Consider the following 19,310-nt stretch of genomic DNA (forward strand, 5'->3'; position numbering starts at 1 on the left):
GACGACATTCCGGAGACGGCCGTGGCTGAACCGAGCAGAAGGCTTTTTTTGGGCGCCGGTGCTGCCCTCCTGCTGGCTGGGTGTGCTGCCCAGCCCCCGGGTGGCGCATTGCCCGGCACCCCGGATTCGAGGACAGCCCCGCGGGCCGGCGGAGCAACCGTTTCATCCCTCCTGAATCAGTCTCCCTTTCACATAGCGCACCGTGGTTCGGGCGATAACTGGCCCGAGCACACCATGGCGGCGTACCAGGGGGCGGTGGACGCGGGAGCCCCTGCGATCGAAGTTTCGGTCTGCGCTACCAGGGACGGGGTCCTTGTCTGCCATCACGACACCAACACCCTCAGAATGACGGGCGCTGACCTGGAAATCGCGGACAGCGACTACGGGCGGATAACAGTGCTGAAGAATGACGCGCGTTCCTGGCTGGGGCCGGGCGCGCGGCTGGAACCAATTCCCAGGCTGGAGGACGTGTTGGACCGCTTCGCCGGAAATCAGGTGATCTTTATCGAAGACAAACAGGGAACTAATACGCAGGCTCTGCTCGGCCTCATGGATAAGTACCCCGACGCCAACGAGCACTTCGTCTGGAAGCAGACGGCAGGTGCCCCGGGATACGAAGCTGCGGCCTCGCGGGGCTACCGGACGTGGGGGTATTTCATCGACAATTCGAATAACCAGTTCAAAGCCCTGGCCCCGAAATTCGATTTGCTGGGCATTTACCATGGCGCCACGGATGAGGAAATCAAGGCTCTGGTGGCCTTTGGCAAACCGGTCATCTGCTGGGAAATCCACACTCGCTGGATGCGGGACCGGGTGCTTGGGCTGGGTGTCCGGGGACTCATGTGTTCCAACTATCCGTATGTTGCCGGCGACGAAGCGTCTGCCGCGCGGGATGCCTTTGCCACGGGCGTTCGATCTGCCGGCGACCTGCCGTGGGTCCTTGGCCTGAAGTACCAGCCGGAGATCTTGCCGAGGGAGAAGACGGTGCGGCTGGCCCATGATTCAACGTCCGGCTACCTGCTTGGGTCCATGGGACCGCTCACTTCAGGTGACCAGGAGATCCAGCTGGAAATCCGTTGGCCGGAACTTCCTCCCGGCAGGCACGCCGGGGCCGGCCTGGCTTTTGGCATGCCCGACGACAGCCCGTACCGCGCGGGGATCCCGGGCACAGTGGGCGGCTATCACGTGCTGCTGCGTGCTTCCGGTGCCGTCGAGGTATACCGGCGCAACGTCACGCGGGGAGAGGAAGCCACCGCGGACGAGCTCATTGGCTCGTTCGCCACGGAGCCGGTTGCTTCCGGGACATGGACGGGCCTGAGCGTCAGCATGGATTCCCAGGGCCTGACGGTTAAGCGCAGGGGAGGAGCTGAAGCCTGGTCGGCAAGTATCCCGGACACGGCTTACCGCGGGGGATACCTGGGACTCCTCAAGAGCTATCCCGATCCGGTGGCGGTGGACTTCCGGTCTGTCACGGCAGGCAGCGCGACCGCCTAGCCGGAGGACGCAGCAGCAGCAGTGACCGACTCTGCGTAAATCTTCTCCAGCAGGGCGAGATTCCTTTCGGGCGCAAGGTTCTCCAGGTAGAACGTGCGAGCCTGCGCCCCCATGCGTTCGGCCTCGCCCGGGGCGAGGATGGAGGTCAGGGCATCCGCCAGTGCGAGGGGATTCCCGGCTTCGAAGACGACGCCGTTCTCTCCGGCGCGGACCAGCTCCGGAAAAACACCCCGGTTGGGGACAACAGCCGGAACTGAATGGGCGAAGGCCTCAGCCACGCTCAACCCGAAGGTTTCAAACGCCATTGAAGGGTTGACCAGGACGCGCGCCGAGGCGACGTAATCCATGGCAGTTTCCCGGTCCAGGGCACCAACGAACTCGACGGAACTCCCCAAGGGTGCCGCCAACGCCTCCAACTCGGCACGCAGGGGGCCGTCGCCGGCGATGATCAACTGTCCCATTGAAGGCCGCCATGCCCGGAGTAGGATTGAAGCGCCTTTCTCGGGTGAGAGCCGGCCCAGATACAGGACATGACCCGTGGACGGGACCGTGCGTGGAGGCTTAGGGGCAGGTATGAAATGCGGCTTGACGGAAATCTGTTCCCCCGGAATGCCCGCCCGCACCATGATCCCGTGTGCAAATTCGCTCATGACGATGAACCGTGTGACGCCTTTGACCCAGGTTCCCAGGCCGCGGTGGACGGCGATGGAAGCGGTCAGGGGGGCTGTCGCCGCGCGGCTGTCCCTGTAGCAGGCGTGGGCCAGCCCGGGAAGCGGTGTTCGGGGCAGGCAGTCAAGGCAGGGAGCGCCGTCGCGCAGCAGTGTGCCGGCTGCACAAACAAGCCGGTAGTTGTGCAGGGTCATGACCACAGGCACGCCGTGCTTTCGCGCAGCGGAAAGAATGGACGGGCTTATCAGCGGAAATGGATTATGGAGGTGGATAACATCCGTGCTGGAAGCAGCCAGCATCCGGTCAACGCCGCGCCGGTCTTTTGGCGACCAAATGACCCGGCCGGGTACCACCGCCTTTTGATACGGCGGCATCTGGCGAATGTCGTCGCTGTGGGCGGAGTACGTGCGCACCTCGTGTCCCGCTCCGCGCAGCACCGAGAGTTCCTGCTGGACAACCATGTCTTCACCGCTTGGCTGCTCAGATCTATACGAGTTGTGAATCTGCAGAATTCGCACTACGCTACCGTTCGAAGTTGAGGATTTTGCCTCGCTTGGTCTCATGCTACAGCGTACGAAGCGTCACACTACTGCAGAGACGGACAAATCTTTTGGCTTCCAAATCCGCCATTTCCTATGCCCTCACAGCGGCATTAACCCTGGTTCTTGTGTCTTTTGCGCCGCCGGCAATGGCCGCCGAAAAACCCTGCAACGTTGAGGTGTCGCCCGGGAGTAGTATTCCGGATGCAGTCAATCGACAGCCGGCAGGAGCAGTGGTTTGCCTCAAGGCAGGCGTGCACCGGGTTGACCGGACGATCTCGCCGAAAGACCACCAGACGCTGCGCGGACTTCCCGGTTCCCAGCTCGTGGGTTCGGTTGCCTTGTCCCGGTGGCAAAAGGACGGATCCCTCCAGCGGGCGGACAACGTCCTGCCTTCCGCATACTCTGCGCCGGGGGAGTGCGAGAACCAGGCCGCGCCGCTCTGCCGCCAAGCCGAGGCACTGTTTGCCAACGGCGCCCTGCTGACTCCTGTGGCCTCCCGCGACCAGGTAAAGGCGGGGACCTACTTCGCGGATTATTCACGCGGATCGGTTTTTGTGCTGCCTCCCAGCGGAGCTGCACCGGCGTATGAGCTGGCAAAGACGCGTACCGCTGTCTCGTCGCGTGGAAACGGTGTACGGCTGGAGCGTTTGACGCTCAAAGGCTTCGCCAATCTGCCCCAGAAAGGCGCTATTGAGGTTAGCGGTCCTAACTGGGTCCTGAGCGGCAACGATATTTCCCAAAACCACGGCGCCGGGATAATGCTGGCCTATGGAGACAACGCGCTAATCACCGGAAACCGCATCCATTCCAACGGCCAATTGGGAATCGGCCAGTGGCGGTCGCAGAAGGCCCGCATTGAGGACAACCAGATCCTGGGAAACAACACGAGGGGTTTCTGGATTGCGGATTGGGAAGCGGGCGGCGTGAAAATTACCGAATCCTCCTCAATATTGCGGAACAACACCATCGCCAACAATCTGGGGACGGGCGTTTGGGCGGATGAGGCTGCCGACGGCGTTTCTATTATCGGCAACACGATTACGGCTAACGCAGCCGACGGGGTGCGGTTTGAAATCAGCCGCAACGGGGAGATCCGGGACAACCAGGTGAGCGGCAACGCGCTGGGCCTCAGGCGGGGAGGCGGCACCACCCTGATGTCCGGCGCAGGAATCAACGTCAACACTGCGTCGAACGTGCGTGTCACCGGAAACAACGTGTCAGGCAACCTCAACGGCATCGGAATCCAGATGCGTGTCCGCGGCAGTGGGCCATGGGGTGCCTACAAGCTGCAGGGAATCCGGGTCACGGGCAACACCGTCGACATGACCGCACCGGCATCTCCCGCCGCGGCCGTGTCCGGGGTTGTCCGGGCCTCGCAGGTCAAGGAGTCCCTGGCATCCGCAGACGTCGCCTTCAGCCAGAACACGTACATTTATCCCTCCCGCACCGCGGCAAAACTGGCCCACGCAGGTTCCAGCCTGACGTTCCAGGCCTGGCAGGCCGCAGGATTCGACGCCGACGGCCGCTGGCTGGCCGCTTCCGGTGCGCCGGCGCCCGTCCCGCCAACCCCGACCCCGGCCCCGCCGGCGCCCGTCCCCCCAGCACCGACGCCGACGGCGACTCCGACCCCGACCCCGACCCCCGCGCCGCCAACCCCGGAACAGCCCGGGACCGCAACGGCAGTCGCACGTGATGACTTCTCGCGCAGCCGCACGTCCGGTCTCGGGGCAGCAGCCACGGGAGGAAACTGGACCACAGCCGGGGCTTCATCCCTCTACTCCGTAGCCGCCGGTGAGGGCAGGCTGGTGATGAGCGGGCCCGGTCATCTGCCCACCGCGCACCTGCGAAGCGTCAGCGTCCTCGATGCGGACACCACCCTCAGCTTTTCCCTGGACAAGCAGCTGCAGGCAGGCCAGGTCTATGTCTCCGTCGCAGGAAGATCTGTCCAAGGTGTAGGGGAGTACCGGGCCAAGCTGGTCATGGGCAGGGACAACGGTGCCGTGTCCATCGTGCGTACGGACAGCCGGGGCGCCGAGACAGTCCTGAGCGGTGAACGCATCCTCCCGGAACTGCGTGTGCAGGCCGGCAAGCAGCTGAATGTCAGGCTGGCCGTAACGGGAGCGTCCCCCGCTCAGATCCGGGTGAAGGTATGGCCCGCCGGCACCGCTGAACCCGGCCAATGGCACAGGGAAGCGACGGACGGGACAGCCCCGCTCCAGGCCAAGGGCTCAGTGGGAATCCTCGGATCCCTCTCCGGCAATGCCACCGGACACCCGCTTGCGCTTCAAATCCAGGACTGGACCACTCTGGCACGCGTGCCCAAGCCGTAGTAGTCTCGCCCGGATTCTTGAAGCCAACAGCAGGGGGAGCTGTGCCCGAAACCATTTTCACTTTGTCAGGACCTGGCCGGAAGCCGTCTTACCGTGACCTCGTCCAAACCTTGGAAGGCAGGCAGAAGACCAACAAGGGGGCATCGGCCTATGCCCGTTGGGTAAACCGCCCCCTGGGCAGGAGGCTGGCGGCCCTGGCGTACCTGGCAGGGCTCACTCCCAATCAAGTGACAGGAATCAGCGCCCTGTGCAGCGCGGCGGGCCTTGTCTTGATCATGGCAGGACCCGTGGCGTGGGCAACGGGGGCCGCAGCGGCCTTCCTTCTGGTGCTGGGTTATGCCCTCGACGCCGCAGACGGTGCCCTTGCCAGGCTCCGCGGCGGTGGTACCTTCGCTGGTGAATGGCTGGACCACGTAGTGGACGCGGGCAAGATGGCGCTGGTGCATCTGGCAGTTCTGGTGGGCTGGTGGCGGGGTTCGGACCTGTCCGAAGCCTGGCTCGCGGCACCGCTGGTTTACGAGTTCATTGCCGTGGTCTTTTTCTTCACGATCGTTCTCACTGACCAGCTGCGCCGGGCACACCGGGGTTCTGCGCAGATGAGGCTTGCGGGAGAGGGATCCTCGTCCGTGGCTTACAGTGTGGCGGTGCTTCCGACCGAGTACGGCGTGCTGGCGCTGGCGTTCACCCTTTGGGGGACCCCCACCGTATTTGCCTACTGCTATCTGGGATTGCTGGCCTGCAACGCCGCGTTCATCAGCCTGGCACTGCCGAAGTGGTACCGGGAGGTGAAGACCTTTGGCAGCGTCGGTCCGAAGACGCCAGCTGAGGGGAGGCCACTGCCCGCGGAAAGCGAAAATTAGGCCACACTCAGATGCTGCGGCGACCGGGCCGTGGGATGATTACGACAGACTTGTTTTGCGTAATCCCCTTCCCATCATTTCCGGCCCCGAGGAGCAACGAACGTGCCTGTGGTTTCAACCCCCGCCAATCTCCGTACTTCAGCGGGTTCACTGGACAACAACGAGGTACTGCGAATCCGCAATGATTTCCCGGTCCTGGGACAGGAAATCAATGGCCATCCACTTGTTTACCTGGATTCCGGCGCAACCTCACAGAACCCGCTGTGTGTCCTGGAGGCCGAGCAGGAGTTCTACGAACAGCGCAATTCCGCCGTCCACCGCGGTGCGCACACTCTGGCCGTCGGAGCCACGGAGGTCTTCGAAGATGCCCGCAGGAAAGTTGCGGCGTTCGTCAACGCAGGTCCGGACGAGCTGGTGTGGACTTCCAACGCCACCGAGGGCCTAAACCTGATCACCTATGCCTTCTCCAATGCAGCACTTGGACGTGGGGGTGCTGCTGCCGAGCCCTTCAGACTGGGACCAGGGGACGAAATCCTGGTCACCGAGATGGAACACCACGCCAACCTCATCCCTTGGCAGGAACTGGCCCTGCGGACCGGTGCCACCCTGCGCTGGATCCCTGTGGACGAGGCCGGCCGGCTGCGGCTGGACGAGGCAGAGAACCTGGTCAACGCCCGCACGCGCATTCTTGCTTTCTCACACGCCTCGAACGTTTTGGGAACCATTAACCCAGTGGAGGCCTTGGTTGCGATGGCCCGCAGGGTTGGAGCCTTTGTAGTTCTCGACGCATGCCAGTCCGTTCCCCATATGCCTGTCGACTTCAAGGCACTGGACGTAGACTTTGCCGTCTTTTCGGGACACAAGATGCTGGGCCCCACCGGCATTGGTGCGCTCTACGGGAAGGCAGAGCTGCTGAACGCCATGCCGCCGTTCCTAACGGGAGGGTCAATGATCACGACGGTGACGATGGACCGGGCCGAGTACCTCCCCGCCCCGCAGCGTTTTGAAGCCGGCACGCAGCGCATTTCCCAGGCAGTGGCACTGGGCGCAGCCGTGGATTACCTGAGCGAGACTGGAATGGACCGGATCCACGAGTGGGAGGGCCGGCTTGGCCAGCGGCTCGTGGAAGGCCTGGAAAACATCGAGGGCATCAGGGTTGTTGGGCCTCCTTCAGGATCCGAACGGATTGGACTGGCCTCATTCGACGTGGACGGCGTGCATTCCCACGACGTCGGACAGTTCCTGGACGACCAGGGAATCGCTGTTCGCGTGGGGCACCACTGCGCCCAACCGCTTCACCGCAGGCTCGGACTGGTATCCACAACCCGGGCCAGCACCTACCTCTACAACACCACCGACGACGTCGACAGCTTCCTTGCTGCCGTTGCCGGCATTCGGCCCTTCTTTGGAGTGAAGTAACCATGACTTCGGACAGCCTGCAGCAGTTGTACCAGCAGATCATCCTTGAGCACGCGAAAGCGCGCCACGGGGACGGTCTCGTCCACGCACCCGCCGGCACCCTCACACAGGAATCCCACCAGGTGAATCCCACCTGCGGTGACGAAATCGTCCTGCGGGCCGCCTTTGACGGTTCTGTGGTCGAAGGCGTGAGCTGGGAAGGTAACGGCTGCTCGATCTCCATGGCGTCTGCCTCCGTGCTGACCGACCTGGTCGCCGGACTCAGCCGTGACGAAGCAGCTGAGCTGGTGGACACTTTCCGCGAGCTCCTGCGTTCGCGCGGCACGATTGAACCCGACGAGGAAGTGCTGGGAGACGCCGCCGCTTTCGCGGGAGTCTCCCGTTACCCGGCGAGGGTCAAGTGCGCAATGCTGGCCTGGGTGGCCCTGGACGAAGCTCTCAGCCGACCGGCGGGCTGAACACCGGTTCCCTACTTGGTCCGCTGCTTCTAAACGGGTATTTGCATCCGCTGATTACGCTGTCCGGCGCGGCGCTGCTGTTGTTGACTGGCTTGCAGTCATAGCAAGCTTGCAAGCGGGGGGCAACACAGTGAAAAAACGCGCACTAATCACCGGCATCACCGGGCAGGACGGCTCATACCTGGCCGAGCTCCTGCTCCGGAAGGGATATGAGGTCCACGGACTGATCCGCAGGGCATCCACTTTCAACACGGTGAGGATTGACCACCTCTATGTGGACCCTCATGACGGAGGCGCACTGCACCTCCACTACGGTGACCTGACCGACGGCTCGCGCCTGGTAACGCTGCTGGCGGATATCCGTCCGCACGAGGTCTACAACCTGGGAGCACAGTCGCACGTCCGGGTCTCCTTCGACGAGCCCGAGTACACGGGCGACTCCACCGGTATGGGTACCATCCGCATGCTGGAGGCCGTGCGCCTGGCAGGGATCGAAACGCGGTTCTACCAGGCCTCCTCATCTGAGATGTTCGGAGCCACGCCTCCGCCCCAGAACGAAGAGACGCCCTTCCATCCGCGGTCACCGTATGGAGCCGCGAAGGTCTACAGCTACTGGGCAACCCGGAACTACCGTGAGTCCTACGGCATGTTTGCCGTGAACGGCATTCTCTTCAACCACGAGTCCCCGCGGCGGGGAGAGACTTTCGTGACACGCAAAATCACGCGTGCCGTTGCTGCAATCCAGGCTGGCCGGCAGGAACACCTCTACATGGGCAACCTGGACGCGCTCAGGGACTGGGGCTATGCGCCGGAGTATGTGGAGGGAATGTGGCGGATGCTGCAGGTCGAGGAGCCGGACGATTACGTGCTGGCTACCGGTGAGAAGTACTCCGTCGAGGATTTCCTCCAGATCGCCTTCGGCCATGCCGGCCTGACGTGGCAGGACCACGTCCTCTTTGACGAGAGGTACCTGCGCCCGGCTGAGGTGGACTCACTCATGGGGGACGCTTCCAAGGCACAGTCGAGGCTTGGCTGGAAGGCCACGGTGCACACGCCCGAGCTGGCCCGCATCATGGTCGACGCCGATATCTCCGCTCTGAAGCACGCTGACGGGCGCTACGTGGACTCGGTCGACCTCGGCTCCTGGCTGGCTGCCAGTGCCTAGCTGGACGCCCGGGGTTGCCGGGCCGTTGGACCGCACCGCACCCGTCTACGTTGCCGGACACCGCGGGCTCGTAGGGTCTGCGATACACAGCCTCCTGGCAGCTGAAGGATTTGAGAACATCATCGTGCGCTCATCCGCAGAAGTGGACCTCAGGGACAGGGGCAGCGTCGAGTCCCTGTTTGAGCAGACGCGGCCCGAGGTCGTCATCCTGGCGGCCGCCAAGGTGGGCGGGATACTGGCCAATGACACCAGGCCGGTGGACTTCCTCAGCGATAACCTGCGGATTCAGCTCAACGTCATGGATGCCGCTCTTCAGTACGGAACCGAGCGGCTGCTCTTCCTCGGATCATCCTGTATCTACCCGAAGTTCGCTCCCCAGCCCATCACCGAGGATTCGCTGCTCAACGGCCCGCTGGAGCCAACGAACGAAGCCTATGCAATTGCGAAGATCGCAGGCATCAAACAGGTCCAGGCGGTGCGCCGGCAGTACGGGAAAAACTGGATCTCAGCCATGCCGACCAATCTGTATGGTCCGCGGGACAACTTTTCTCCCACGGGATCCCACGTCCTTCCGGCGCTCATTCGCCGATATGAGGAAGCAGCACGGAACGGTGCCGGTTCCGTCACGAACTGGGGATCCGGCTCTCCCCGCCGGGAATTCATGCACGTCGAAGACATGGCCCGGGCCTGCCTTCACCTGCTGGAGAACTACGACGGACCGGAGCACGTAAACGTGGGTACGGGGGAGGACCTGAGCATCAGGGAACTGGCCGGTCTGGTCGCGGATGCCGTGGGCTACAGCGGCGAGGTGGACTGGGATACTTCCAAGCCCGACGGCACGCCGCAGAAGCTGCTGGATGTTTCAGTGCTCGAAGCCACCGGGTTCCGTCCCGGGATCTCCCTGGCAGCGGGGATCAGCTCGACTGTGGCATGGTACCGGGAGAACATTGCGGACGTTCGTATGGCGCATCACGCCTGACGCGGACCAGCCTTGTCACGCCACCGCAGGGCGCGGGGTGAGCGGAAGCTCCACCCGGAAGACCGTTCCGAGTCCAAGGCGGGACGACACGGAGATCCTGCCGCCGTGTGCTTCAACGATGTCCCGCGTAATGCCCAGGCCAAGCCCGACGCCGGGAATCGCCGCCTTCTTCACCGCTGCCGAGCGGAAGAACCGGTTGAATGCTTCCCCCTGCTCCGCCTCTGTCATGCCCATGCCCTGATCGCGGACCTCAAGGACGGCCAGCTCACCCTCGGAGCGGACACGGACGGTGACCGTGCCGCCGTCGGGAGAGTATTTGATGGCGTTGGAGAGCAGATTGTCCAGCACCTGCTGCACGCGGACCGGGTCAAAGGAACCGCACACGTCCTCAGGAATGTCCAGGGCCAGCTGGACTCCGGCGGCATCCGCACGCGGCTGGGCTGACCAGGCGGCGGAGGCGGCGAGTTCGCGGAGGGACAGGTCCACGGGCTCCAGATGCACTGAACCGGCGGCGGTGGTCAGCAGGTCTGCCACCAGGACCAGCAGCCGCTCCGCGTTGCGCATGGCGACGGAAAGCGACGCCGTCAGGGAGTCGGAGCCATGACGCTCCTCGGACTCGCTGATTGCCAGGTCAAGGTAGCCGATGATGGAGGTCAGCGGCGTGCGCAGTTCATGCGAGACGCTGGCCACGAAGTCTTCCTTGGCCCGCAGCGCCCGCAGCATGTCGGTGACATCCCCGAAGGCGATGACCGATCCATTGAAGTCTCCGGAGTCGTCCGTGAGCGGGCGGGCCGATACGGCCATGGCCCGCTGCTCCGCCCCGCGGCCAACGGCTACCAGGACGTCCGAGAATGCCTCCCGGCGCATGGCCCGGGCAACGGGCCTGTCATCGGCCGGCATCGGAGTGACGCCGTCCGGAAGATAGAGATGCATGTCAGCTTCAGTCCGCTCACCGGTGTTCGAGGGAAGAGCGAGGTCATGGGTGGCCAGCTGGCGGCTGTTCATCAGCATGACGTGTCCGTCCTTTGCCAGGACAACGACGCCGACGTCGATTGTGTCCAGCACTGCGTCCAGGAGCCGGGCGCGGCGCCGGCTGTCCTGCAGGCTCTGTTTCAGTGCCCGATCCGCCGCCTCCAGTGCACGGTGCTGTTCGGAGGCATCCTGGGTCATCACCGTGGCCGCCTTGTGCACCAGCAGCATGATGACGGGTACCAGGGCCGAGCGCGCAAAATCCTGCGCGGAGGGCTGCGTCCCCATCAGCGGACTCCAGATAATCAGCAGCGAACCAGCGGTGGTGATGATTGATGCCGTGCGCGGTGCGAAGCCGGACCAGGCCAGCCAGAAGACCGGAAAAACGGTGAGCAGCAGCATGCCGGTGACATCCGGCTGGACCGCCCGGTAAAGCAGGGCGATCGCCGCGAAGTCCAGGATTGGAATAATCCAGTACGCCGGCTGGAAGAATTTCTCCCAGGGAAGGGCGGCGGAGAGCACGGACAATACGGTCATAAGTGCCAGGCCCGCGAGGAAGGCCGGATCCTGGAAAGCCGAGGGCTTGTTCATAAAAACGATGGGCACGGAAACGAGGACGGCCAGGAAGAGGGGAAGCTGGCTTATTGCCACCCGAAGCCGCAGGCTGAGTTCATGAAAATTGCTGCGAATTCCAAGCAGGGACAGGGCATTGACCCGAAAGCTGGACATCTGCCCGGTACCTCGTATTTTCGCCGTGAATGGAATCCTCAGTTTATGCGCTGAGCCTGTAGGATGCCCAATAAGGGGAAGCGGGTACAGCAGGTCTCGCAGGACAGGAAAAACCAAGAAGCTATGGAAACTCAGCGCGTCGCCGTCATTATCGAAGACGACAAGGACATTCGCGACCTTCTGCACGCAGTACTCCAGCAGTCTGGTTTTGAAGTCCATGCCAGCCCCACCGGACTGGAGGGTGTCGAGGCAGTGCGCCGTCATAATCCGGCCGTTGTCACACTCGACCTGGGCTTGCCGGACATCGATGGATTCGAAGTCATTCGGCAGCTGCGTCTCTTCAGCGACGCCTACATCGTGATGCTGACCGCCCGCGCCGAAGAACTGGACACCCTCATGGGTCTCGAAGCCGGCGCGGACGACTACATCACCAAGCCCTTCCGTCCGCGTGAACTGCGCGCCCGGATCTCCGCGATGATGCGCCGGCCCCGCAAGGACACGGCCCCGGCCATCCCCGAGGCCGAAGCCGCGCCTGCGCCCCTGCCGGCGGCCGTTGAGACCGCAGCTGTGGACAGTGAAGACATTTTCAGCCATAACGGCCTGGTGCTCGACGCCGGAACCCGCACCACCGTGCTCTCCGGCCGCGACGTCGAGCTGACCCGCACTGAATTCGACCTTCTGCACGCCCTGCTGGAGAGCGGACGCCGGGTGCGGAGCAAAACGGACCTCGTACGGCGGCTGCGCGGAGAGGACTACGACACAGGGTCCTACATCAGCGAGTCCGATGAACGCACCATTGAAGTCCACGTGGGCAACCTCCGGCGCAAACTGGGCGACGATTCCCGTTCCCCCCGCTGGCTTGAGACCGTTCGGGGAGTTGGCTACCGGCTGGCACCGGCAAACTAGCGGATCACCCTGAGCAGCGCGGGTGCGGCGCTGCCTCCGGGAGGGCAACGGCGCTAGATGCTGCCCAGCATCTGCCGAAGCGACGCCAGGGTGGCTTCACCACACTCATGTATGGGTTCCAGCAGCGACTGCAGTCCGTGGATATCGGCCCGGCCCACCATTTCCTGGGCTATCAGCGCGTAACCGGCCAGACGCTTGGCCCCGGCCATGTGGCTGGAGATCTTAATGCTGAGCACCACGTCCATGGCTTCGGGATAGTCGCCGCCGTCGAGCGAATTCGCCAGCCGCTGGTACCGGCCTTCCCACATGTCGATGTAATTGCCGACAAACTGGCGGCAAATCTCCGGGCCCATCTGCTGGCTGAGGTCGCGCAGGGACGCGCTCGAGACCAGGACGTGGGAAACCGGGCTCTCAATCACGGCGGTCATACCGGGCGGGAACTGGCGGAAGCAATGGCCCGGGCGCGGATCGCGCGGCCCGGAGGCGCAGTGCTGAGGCGGGGAGACATGGGGGTCCTCCTGGACGGCAGCCGTCCCATTCCTGGGAAGGCAGGTGGATCAGTACCGCCAACGGTCCCATGCCAAGCTCAGGAACTCTCCCCGGCGAGGCTCAAGATCGCAGAAAGTTTGCTGGTGATTCCAGCAGATACCACATACGACGGCGTCTGCCCCCCGCAGGGAACAGACGCCGTCGTTTGTGGCGAAAGTGGCTAGTCGGCGATGTAGAAGAGCCGCTTATTCACGAACTCATCCATTCCCAGCGGCCCGAGTTCACGGCCGTAGCCTGAACGCTTAACACCGCCAAAGGGAATATCAGCTCCCTCTCCGACGCCGTTGACGTTGGCCATGCCAACCTGGAGCTGCTGCGCAACCTTGCGGGCGCGTTCCTCATCAGTGGAGAAGACGGCGCCGCCCAGACCGTAGTCGGAGTCGTTCGCGAGCTTGACGGCTTCCTCGTCGCTGCCCACCTTGTAGACCACGGCCACCGGGCCGAAGAGCTCTTCGCGGTAGGCACGCATCTCAGGGGTGATCCCGGTGAGCACGGCCGGTGCCAGGTAAGCGGCAGGGCCCTCATGCAGGGTGCCGCCGGCATGCAGGACGGCGCCCTTGTCCACGGCGTCCTGGATCTGCTCGGCCAGGGCTTCTGCTGCGGCGCGGGAGGAAAGCGGTGCGAAGGTGCCCTCGGCTGCCGCTGCCGGGTTTCCGGGCTTGAGGTCCTTGGCCAGGTTGGTCAGTTCCGCCACGAAGTCATCGAAGATGTCCTCGGTGACGATCATGCGCTTGTTGGAGTTGCAGGCCTGGCCGGTGTTCTCGATGCGGGTGGCCCAGGCGTTGGCGGCTGCTTCCTTCACGTCCTCGGCGTCCAGCACGACGTACGGGTCCGAGCCGCCCAGCTCCAGCACAACCTTCTTGAGGTTTTTTCCGGCCAGCTCGCCGATGATGGCGCCCGCCCGCTCGGAGCCGGTGAGGGAGACTCCCTGGATGCGGGGATCGGCGATGATGTCCGCGATCTGGTCGTGGCTGGCGAAGACGTTCTGGTAGACGCCGGCGGGAACACCTGCGTCGTCCATGATCTTCTGGATCGCCAGCGCGGATTTGGGGCAGGACTCGGCGTGCTTGAGGATGATGGTGTTGCCCAGCATGAGGTTGGGCGCCGCGAAACGGGCCACCTGGTAGTAGGGGTAGTTCCACGGCATGATGCCGAGCAGCGGGCCGACCGGCAGTTTCTGGATGACGGCGCGGCCGCCGCCGATTGCCTTGATCTCCTGGTCCGCGGCCAGCGAGGGGCCTTCGGTAGCGAAGTAGTTGAAGATATCGGTGCAGTACTCTGCCTCACCGGCGGATTCGGGAAGCGGCTTGCCCATCTCCTCGGTGATGATGGCGGCGAGCTCATCCATGCGCTCGGTGAAGAGCTCGGCTACCCGGCTCACAATCCGGCTGCGTTCCTCAAGAGGAACCTCCCGCCAGGACTCGTGGGCTGCCTGCGACGCTGCAAGGGCATCCTGGATCTCGGCATCGGTTGCCAGGGGGAATTCTTCCCCCGGTTCACCGGTGGCGGGGTTCACTACCCGGTAGGACCTGGCCGTTGTCTTGGAAGTGGTGCTCACGTCCGTACTCCTTACGCATGTATGTGGGTTATGTCATCATGCCGCGAAACTCCCTCCCGGGTAAACAAAATGCCTGATGGTGACGGAAAATCCCACCCGGAGGAAGAACCTATCCGGAAGGCAGGGAGGCATCCTTGGCGGACCGGGAACGCCAGGCGTAGACCGCAACCGTGCCGAGCGCCGCTCCCAGCCCGTTGGCCATAACGTCGTGCGGCGTGGCGTACCGCTCCGGAAGCAGCAGCGCCTGCGCAGCTTCTATGCCCACGGAGACGCAGAGGCCGGCGACGGCGGCGAGCCAGGACCACCGCGGCCCAAGCCAGGCGGCCAGCAGCAGCCCGGCAGGAAGGAAGAGCGCCACATTGGCCAGCGATTCCACCAGCGGGTAGTCCACCCACGCCGGGAAGCCAAGGGCATGCAGCCGGCCGAGCAGCTGGTCCAGCTGTCCGCGCATTCCCCGGTCTACGGGACGGGGCCAGAAAACAATGCCCGCCAGCACAATGCCGTAGGCCGCCGTGCCGAGCCCCAGGGGAAGGCTGTGACCGCGCTTCCGGCCCTGATCCAGTGCCTGCATAGTGACTGCGTCCTTCATTGTCGGGTAGCCCGGGCTGGGCAAATCCGGCGAATCCCTGAGCCGGCTGACATCGGATTGCGCAGATGTTGCGGCCGCATTGCGGGCCTCTTGAGCATTGTTGCAAGGTTTTCCAAACCCTGTGCCGGGACGGTCCGGTTTCTTGAGAATCAGGTAGCAGATTAGCCATGTCGGCAGGAATGGTTCCTGCCGGGCACACCACTCTTTTAGGGGATTCAGAATGAACAAGATGGCAAAAGGCGCACTGGCAACCGGCGTAGGCGTGGCACTGCTGCTCGGCGGCGGCGGAACGCTCGCGATCTGGAACGACACCGCCAATGCCACCACCGGTTCGATCGTGGCCGGTAACCTGGATCTGTCCTCCGGCACGGCAGTGTGGAAGAAGTCCGACGGAACCGTCATCCCCAACATCTCCAACTACAAGGTTGTCCCGGGTGAAACCCTCCGGTTCGAGCAGCCCCTGACCATCCAGCTCACCGGTGACCAGCTCAAGGCCACCCTGGCACCGGACTTCGGCGCAACGTCGAACGGCTTCTCCAGCCAGCTGACCTATAACTACAACATCAAGCAGGGCACCACCGAGCTGAAGGGCCGCGACCTGACCGCCGCCAACTCCGGTGCAGCCACGGTCACCGCTGAGGTTACCTTCAACCAGACCGCTGGAAACAACACGCAGAACGCAGTCCAGGATCTCTCCAAGATCAGCTACAAGCTGGAGCAGGTTATCCGCTAGCCCAAGCCTCCATCTGTTCATTCGTGCCGTGCGCGGCGTCCACCGCCGCGCACGGCACCCCCCCCGGCAGCAAAACCATTGGAGTGCAGGACATGGCAAGGACAGCGCTGAAGGCGTCAGGGCTCGTGCTCTGCGCCGTGCTGCTGGGACTGCTCACCGTCCAGGGAACCTATGCGCTCTGGAGCGCGGCCGCTCCGGCGGCGGGTGGAAGCCTCCAGGCAGCTTCCCTCAACGTGCAGATGGACGGCGGGACCGGCGTCGTCATGATGCGCCAGCCTGATGGAACACAGGGCACCGTTGCCCTGGCTACCGCACCGCTGGGAGCGGTGAACGCAGGCCAGCCCGTGTACGCCGGCATCAGGCTGACCAACCAGACCGACGCCGGAGGAACGTTCACCTTGGCAGCATCCGCCGGCCAGCCGGTCATCGGAGGCAGCCTCGCTCCGCTGCTCACCGTTGAGCACCGGGCTGCCGCAGGTTCTGACCTCGCGGCCTGCTCCAACCCGGCTCTCTTCACCGGTCCTGCAGCGCAGGTCCTCGAACTGCCGAAGAGCGCCTCAGGCGTCCTCTGCTTCCGCGTAACGCTCTCTGCGGCAGCAAACGCCGAGGGCCAGACTTCCACAATTTCGATTCCGCTCACCGTCGAACAAAAAGGATAGTGACTTCCATGTCAACAGGCCGCAGCAACCCTTCACCGGCGCTCCGGGCACTGAAGTTCACCGGATCAGCCCTCAGCCTGGCGGCCATGTGCGGTGCCGCGCTTGCCGCCCTGGTGCTGATCATCATTCCGCTGGTGACAGGCTCACAGACCTACACAGTGCTGACCAGTTCCATGGCCCCGAACTACGCGCCCGGCACTTTCCTGGTTGTGAAGCCCACTCCTGCCGACCAGCTCAAGACCGGTGACGTGATCACTTACCAGATCGAGTCCGGGGATCCCACCGTCATCACCCACCGGATTATCGGCATTTCCTCGGGCCAGAACGGCGAGCGGCTGTTCACCACCCAGGGAGACAACAATGACCTGGCCGACGAAGGCGCGGTCCAGGAAGCCCAGATCCGCGGCAAGCTCTCCTACGCCGTGCCGTACGTGGGGTTTGTAGCCAACGGGCTTGGCAGCAGCGACCGCGGAGAGATGGCCCAGTGGGCGGCTGTTGGCCTGCTTGGCTACGGGATCATCCTGCTTGTCCGCGGCGGACTGGAAGCCAAGCGGAAGTCTCCCGGCCCCGAGGTTGACGCGGTGGTCCTGGAGCTGCCCCTCCGGGACGACGCCGCAGCCTACTCCCGTGCCGGCGAATCCATGCCGGATGCCTTCAGCGACGACCCGATCCTGCACGACTGCGACCACTGCGACCACGCCGTTTCAGGCTTCCACTCAGCACATGCTCCCAAGAGCGTGGCAGTCTGATGAATCCTCTCCGCCGGTCCTTCGCGCCCCGCGGTGCCAGGGCCGGCGCGGCGCTGCTGGGCGCCGGGGCCTTTGCCGCCATGTCCCTGGCAGCAGCCCCCGCAGCATACGCAGACGCTGACTACCTCCAGATCAGCCACGAGGGGTCCAGCTTCTCCGGCTCCGCCCGCCAGCCCATCTTCCCGGCCGGCCTGCACCTGGTTCCCGGCAGCTCGCAGCCAGCGGCCCTCTGGGTCCGCAACAACTCAGCTGAGCCGGCATATCTGTCACTGGCAGTGGCCGGGCGCGGAATAGGTCCTGAGCTTGCCGGTTACCTCGAATTCCGTTCCCGGATTGGTGCAGGCGCTGAATCCGCTGCCCTGCCCGGGAGCGCCGCCTGCAATGACCTCGGAACGCCCGTGCTTCTCGAAGCGGGCGCAGTCCGCCGGGTGGACCTCAGCACGGGCCTGGTCCCGGAAACACCCAACTCCGCCATGGACCAGCAAGGGGCGTTTGACGTCCTTCTGCTGCTGGACGCAGCGGGCGGCCGCTCCGCCTGCCAGGCTGCTGATGCTCCGGACAACCAGACTCCGGTCCCCGGCGGGCAGGATGCGGGCGGCACCCGGGGACCCGGAAACGCCCTGCAGGACAGCCCCGGAGCGGCAGCCGTGGTTACCGTCCCGGGGACCGGGGGACCGGTGGCAGCACCGCTGAATACCGTACCGGTGTCCGGGGAAACAATCAGCCCGCCGGCCGGTTTCGCCAAGGCAACCGGCACCCTTGATCTTCCCCCGCGGATCGCACCGGCGTCGTTCATCCAAAGCACCGTGGAACCAATCATCCGCACCTGGCAGGGTACGTTGATGGTGCTGCTGGCTGCCGGCTTCTTCGCCGCCGCAGCGGGCCGGATACGCATAACCCGAAGGACGCAATGAAGGAGAACGAGCAGGTGGGTCAGCCACGGAAGAAGAACGCCTTTCAGCGGTTTCGGGAACTTCCGGGTTCCCGGATCGCCGCCGCAGCCTTCGCCGTGACGGTCGTCCTGGGACTGGGGGTACCCGCTGCCTGGGCGCTTTGGAGCCAGCAGGGCACCGCCGTGATGACGGTGACTGCCGGAAAGCCCGTGCCGACGGTCCCTGCGCCGCAGCCCACGCCCGTTCCCACACAGCCGTCGGTTCCGCCCGGAACGATCGTGAACCAGGCGGATCCTGTGTTCGCCGCGCGTCCCGGAAAACCTGCCCCGGGGACATGCACCGCTGCTACGGGCACCCAGCTCACGGATACAACCTTTACCTGGACCGGTTCCGGACCGGTAACGCACTACGTCATTTCCGTGACGTCAACGAACCCGGCCTATGCCTACGCCCAGTCACAGACTGTTCCGGCGGCCGCCGCCACCTTCCGTTTCGACCGCTCGGCCGTGGACCAGTACGGCAAGCCGGTTTCGAACCCGACGCCGTACTACACGGACTACCGGGTGCGGGTCATGCCCATGAACGGCTCCGTGGCAGGCGACCCGCTCTACTGGACGTACAAGTACGAGCACTACAACGTGACCAACTGCTACTGGGCGGATCCGCATGCCGCGGCGGCACCGAACGCTGCGCCCCTGGGCAAGATCAATCCTCTGGCCTGCACACTGCCGGAACTCGTGCGGGGCAGGGACGGCTATGCCGAACTCGTGCTCAACTGGGCAGCTTCCTCCGGTGCATCCAGCTATGACGTGACGATCAAGTCCGCCAACGGGCGCTACGGCGCCCAAGCCACCCAGCCCGGGGTGCAGGCGCGGTTCAGGACGAGCCTGGCCCAGCCCGGCGGATCAACCCAGCACTTCTCCCAGTACTCAGTTCGGGTGCAGCCCATGAACGGAACCACGGCCGGTGACCCGGTGTACCTGACCTACCAGCTTGGGGCGAACAGCCACGAGTGCTGGGCTACCGGGAACGAGCTGCGGGGCTGACCGGCCGCCGCAGC

18 protein-coding genes are annotated in these 19,310 nt (G+C 64.3%); 13 read left to right on the forward strand and 5 right to left on the reverse strand.

Annotated features, from left to right (window positions below; all coding sequences use genetic code 11):
- Positions 1-21: 21 nt before the first annotated feature.
- Positions 22-1,494 carry a glycerophosphodiester phosphodiesterase gene (locus ABFX29_RS14325; protein ID WP_275124666.1) on the forward strand — a complete coding sequence of 491 codons (1,473 nt, stop codon included), beginning with the start codon at positions 22-24 and terminating at the stop codon, positions 1,492-1,494.
- Here the strand turns inward: ABFX29_RS14325 and ABFX29_RS14330 are convergent.
- Positions 1,491-2,624, reverse strand: a complete 1,134-nt coding sequence (locus ABFX29_RS14330) for a glycosyltransferase family 4 protein (RefSeq protein WP_170287776.1) — start codon at positions 2,622-2,624, stop codon at positions 1,491-1,493. The genes ABFX29_RS14325 and ABFX29_RS14330 overlap by 4 nt on opposite strands.
- Positions 2,625-2,935: 311 nt before the next feature.
- Between ABFX29_RS14330 and ABFX29_RS14335 the strand changes: the two genes are divergently transcribed.
- From ABFX29_RS14335 to ABFX29_RS14360, 6 genes are all read left to right on the forward strand, one after another.
- Positions 2,936-5,035: a right-handed parallel beta-helix repeat-containing protein gene (locus ABFX29_RS14335; protein ID WP_246167579.1), complete on the forward strand. Its 2,100-nt coding sequence runs from the start codon at positions 2,936-2,938 to the stop codon at positions 5,033-5,035.
- A gap of 227 nt (positions 5,036-5,262) precedes the next feature.
- Positions 5,263-5,895, forward strand: a complete 633-nt coding sequence (locus ABFX29_RS14340; RefSeq protein ID WP_275124667.1) for a CDP-alcohol phosphatidyltransferase family protein — start codon at positions 5,263-5,265, stop codon at positions 5,893-5,895.
- Between the two features lie 102 nt (positions 5,896-5,997).
- A complete protein-coding gene (locus ABFX29_RS14345) occupies positions 5,998-7,314 on the forward strand; it encodes an aminotransferase class V-fold PLP-dependent enzyme (RefSeq protein ID WP_152228656.1) in 1,317 nt (438 codons plus the stop codon).
- Positions 7,315-7,316: 2 nt separating this feature from the next.
- Positions 7,317-7,772, forward strand: a complete 456-nt coding sequence (gene sufU / locus ABFX29_RS14350) for a Fe-S cluster assembly sulfur transfer protein SufU (protein ID WP_152228655.1) — start codon at positions 7,317-7,319, stop codon at positions 7,770-7,772.
- Between the two features lie 130 nt (positions 7,773-7,902).
- Positions 7,903-8,937, forward strand: coding sequence for a GDP-mannose 4,6-dehydratase (gene gmd, locus ABFX29_RS14355; RefSeq protein ID WP_152228654.1), 1,035 nt, complete (start codon positions 7,903-7,905; stop codon positions 8,935-8,937).
- A gap of 25 nt (positions 8,938-8,962) precedes the next feature.
- A complete protein-coding gene (locus tag ABFX29_RS14360) occupies positions 8,963-9,916 on the forward strand; it encodes a GDP-L-fucose synthase family protein (RefSeq protein WP_275124668.1) in 954 nt (317 codons plus the stop codon).
- Positions 9,917-9,931: 15 nt separating this feature from the next.
- On the opposite strand, the gene ABFX29_RS14365 is transcribed toward ABFX29_RS14360, so the two are convergent.
- Positions 9,932-11,614: a sensor histidine kinase gene (locus ABFX29_RS14365; RefSeq protein ID WP_170287775.1), complete on the reverse strand. Its 1,683-nt coding sequence runs from the start codon at positions 11,612-11,614 to the stop codon at positions 9,932-9,934.
- Positions 11,615-11,737: 123 nt separating this feature from the next.
- Between ABFX29_RS14365 and ABFX29_RS14370 the strand changes: the two genes are divergently transcribed.
- Positions 11,738-12,520 (forward strand): response regulator transcription factor, encoded by a 783-nt coding sequence (locus tag ABFX29_RS14370; protein ID WP_152228651.1) that lies wholly within the window; start codon positions 11,738-11,740, stop codon positions 12,518-12,520.
- A gap of 53 nt (positions 12,521-12,573) precedes the next feature.
- On the opposite strand, the gene ABFX29_RS14375 is transcribed toward ABFX29_RS14370, so the two are convergent.
- The 3 genes from ABFX29_RS14375 to ABFX29_RS14385 form a co-directional block, all read right to left on the reverse strand.
- Entirely contained in the window at positions 12,574-12,948 is a 375-nt protein-coding gene (locus ABFX29_RS14375; RefSeq protein ID WP_152228650.1) for a hypothetical protein, read from the reverse strand.
- Positions 12,949-13,229: 281 nt separating this feature from the next.
- Positions 13,230-14,627, reverse strand: coding sequence for an NAD-dependent succinate-semialdehyde dehydrogenase (locus tag ABFX29_RS14380; protein WP_152228649.1), 1,398 nt, complete (start codon positions 14,625-14,627; stop codon positions 13,230-13,232).
- A 109-nt stretch (positions 14,628-14,736) separates the two neighbouring features.
- Positions 14,737-15,198 (reverse strand): VanZ family protein, encoded by a 462-nt coding sequence (locus tag ABFX29_RS14385; RefSeq protein WP_170287774.1) that lies wholly within the window; start codon positions 15,196-15,198, stop codon positions 14,737-14,739.
- 238 nt (positions 15,199-15,436) lie between these two features.
- Here ABFX29_RS14385 and ABFX29_RS14390 point away from each other — a divergent pair, with 238 nt between their 5' ends.
- The 5 genes from ABFX29_RS14390 (at position 15,437) to ABFX29_RS14410 (ending at position 19,296) form a co-directional block, all read left to right on the forward strand.
- Positions 15,437-15,949 (forward strand): alternate-type signal peptide domain-containing protein, encoded by a 513-nt coding sequence (locus tag ABFX29_RS14390; protein WP_152228647.1) that lies wholly within the window; start codon positions 15,437-15,439, stop codon positions 15,947-15,949.
- Between the two features lie 92 nt (positions 15,950-16,041).
- A complete protein-coding gene (locus tag ABFX29_RS14395) occupies positions 16,042-16,608 on the forward strand; it encodes a hypothetical protein (protein WP_152228646.1) in 567 nt (188 codons plus the stop codon).
- An 8-nt stretch (positions 16,609-16,616) separates the two neighbouring features.
- Positions 16,617-17,357, forward strand: a complete 741-nt coding sequence (locus tag ABFX29_RS14400) for a signal peptidase I (protein WP_152228645.1) — start codon at positions 16,617-16,619, stop codon at positions 17,355-17,357.
- Positions 17,357-18,271 carry a hypothetical protein gene (locus ABFX29_RS14405; protein WP_152228644.1) on the forward strand — a complete coding sequence of 305 codons (915 nt, stop codon included), beginning with the start codon at positions 17,357-17,359 and terminating at the stop codon, positions 18,269-18,271. Before ABFX29_RS14400 ends, ABFX29_RS14405 begins: the two co-directional genes overlap by 1 nt.
- Positions 18,268-19,296 (forward strand): hypothetical protein, encoded by a 1,029-nt coding sequence (locus ABFX29_RS14410; protein ID WP_152228643.1) that lies wholly within the window; start codon positions 18,268-18,270, stop codon positions 19,294-19,296. Before ABFX29_RS14405 ends, ABFX29_RS14410 begins: the two co-directional genes overlap by 4 nt.
- The last annotated feature ends 14 nt before the right edge of the window (positions 19,297-19,310 follow it).

The sequence above is a fragment of the Arthrobacter gandavensis genome, assembly GCF_039528575.1.
GTDB classification, from domain to species: domain Bacteria; phylum Actinomycetota; class Actinomycetes; order Actinomycetales; family Micrococcaceae; genus Arthrobacter_B; species Arthrobacter_B citreus_B.

Coding starts and splice junctions, on each gene's coding strand:
- ABFX29_RS14370 (WP_152228651.1), top strand. CDS start 11,738: ATGGAAACTCAGCGCGTCGCCGTCATTATCGAAGACGACAAGGACATT.
- ABFX29_RS14390 (WP_152228647.1), top strand. CDS start 15,437: ATGAACAAGATGGCAAAAGGCGCACTGGCAACCGGCGTAGGCGTGGCA.
- ABFX29_RS14405 (WP_152228644.1), top strand. CDS start 17,357: ATGAATCCTCTCCGCCGGTCCTTCGCGCCCCGCGGTGCCAGGGCCGGC.
- ABFX29_RS14385 (WP_170287774.1), bottom strand. CDS start 15,198: ATGCAGGCACTGGATCAGGGCCGGAAGCGCGGTCACAGCCTTCCCCTG.
- ABFX29_RS14375 (WP_152228650.1), bottom strand. CDS start 12,948: ATGACCGCCGTGATTGAGAGCCCGGTTTCCCACGTCCTGGTCTCGAGC.
- ABFX29_RS14330 (WP_170287776.1), bottom strand. CDS start 2,624: ATGGTTGTCCAGCAGGAACTCTCGGTGCTGCGCGGAGCGGGACACGAG.
- ABFX29_RS14400 (WP_152228645.1), top strand. CDS start 16,617: ATGTCAACAGGCCGCAGCAACCCTTCACCGGCGCTCCGGGCACTGAAG.
- ABFX29_RS14410 (WP_152228643.1), top strand. CDS start 18,268: ATGAAGGAGAACGAGCAGGTGGGTCAGCCACGGAAGAAGAACGCCTTT.
- sufU (WP_152228655.1), top strand. CDS start 7,317: ATGACTTCGGACAGCCTGCAGCAGTTGTACCAGCAGATCATCCTTGAG.
- ABFX29_RS14395 (WP_152228646.1), top strand. CDS start 16,042: ATGGCAAGGACAGCGCTGAAGGCGTCAGGGCTCGTGCTCTGCGCCGTG.
- ABFX29_RS14365 (WP_170287775.1), bottom strand. CDS start 11,614: ATGTCCAGCTTTCGGGTCAATGCCCTGTCCCTGCTTGGAATTCGCAGC.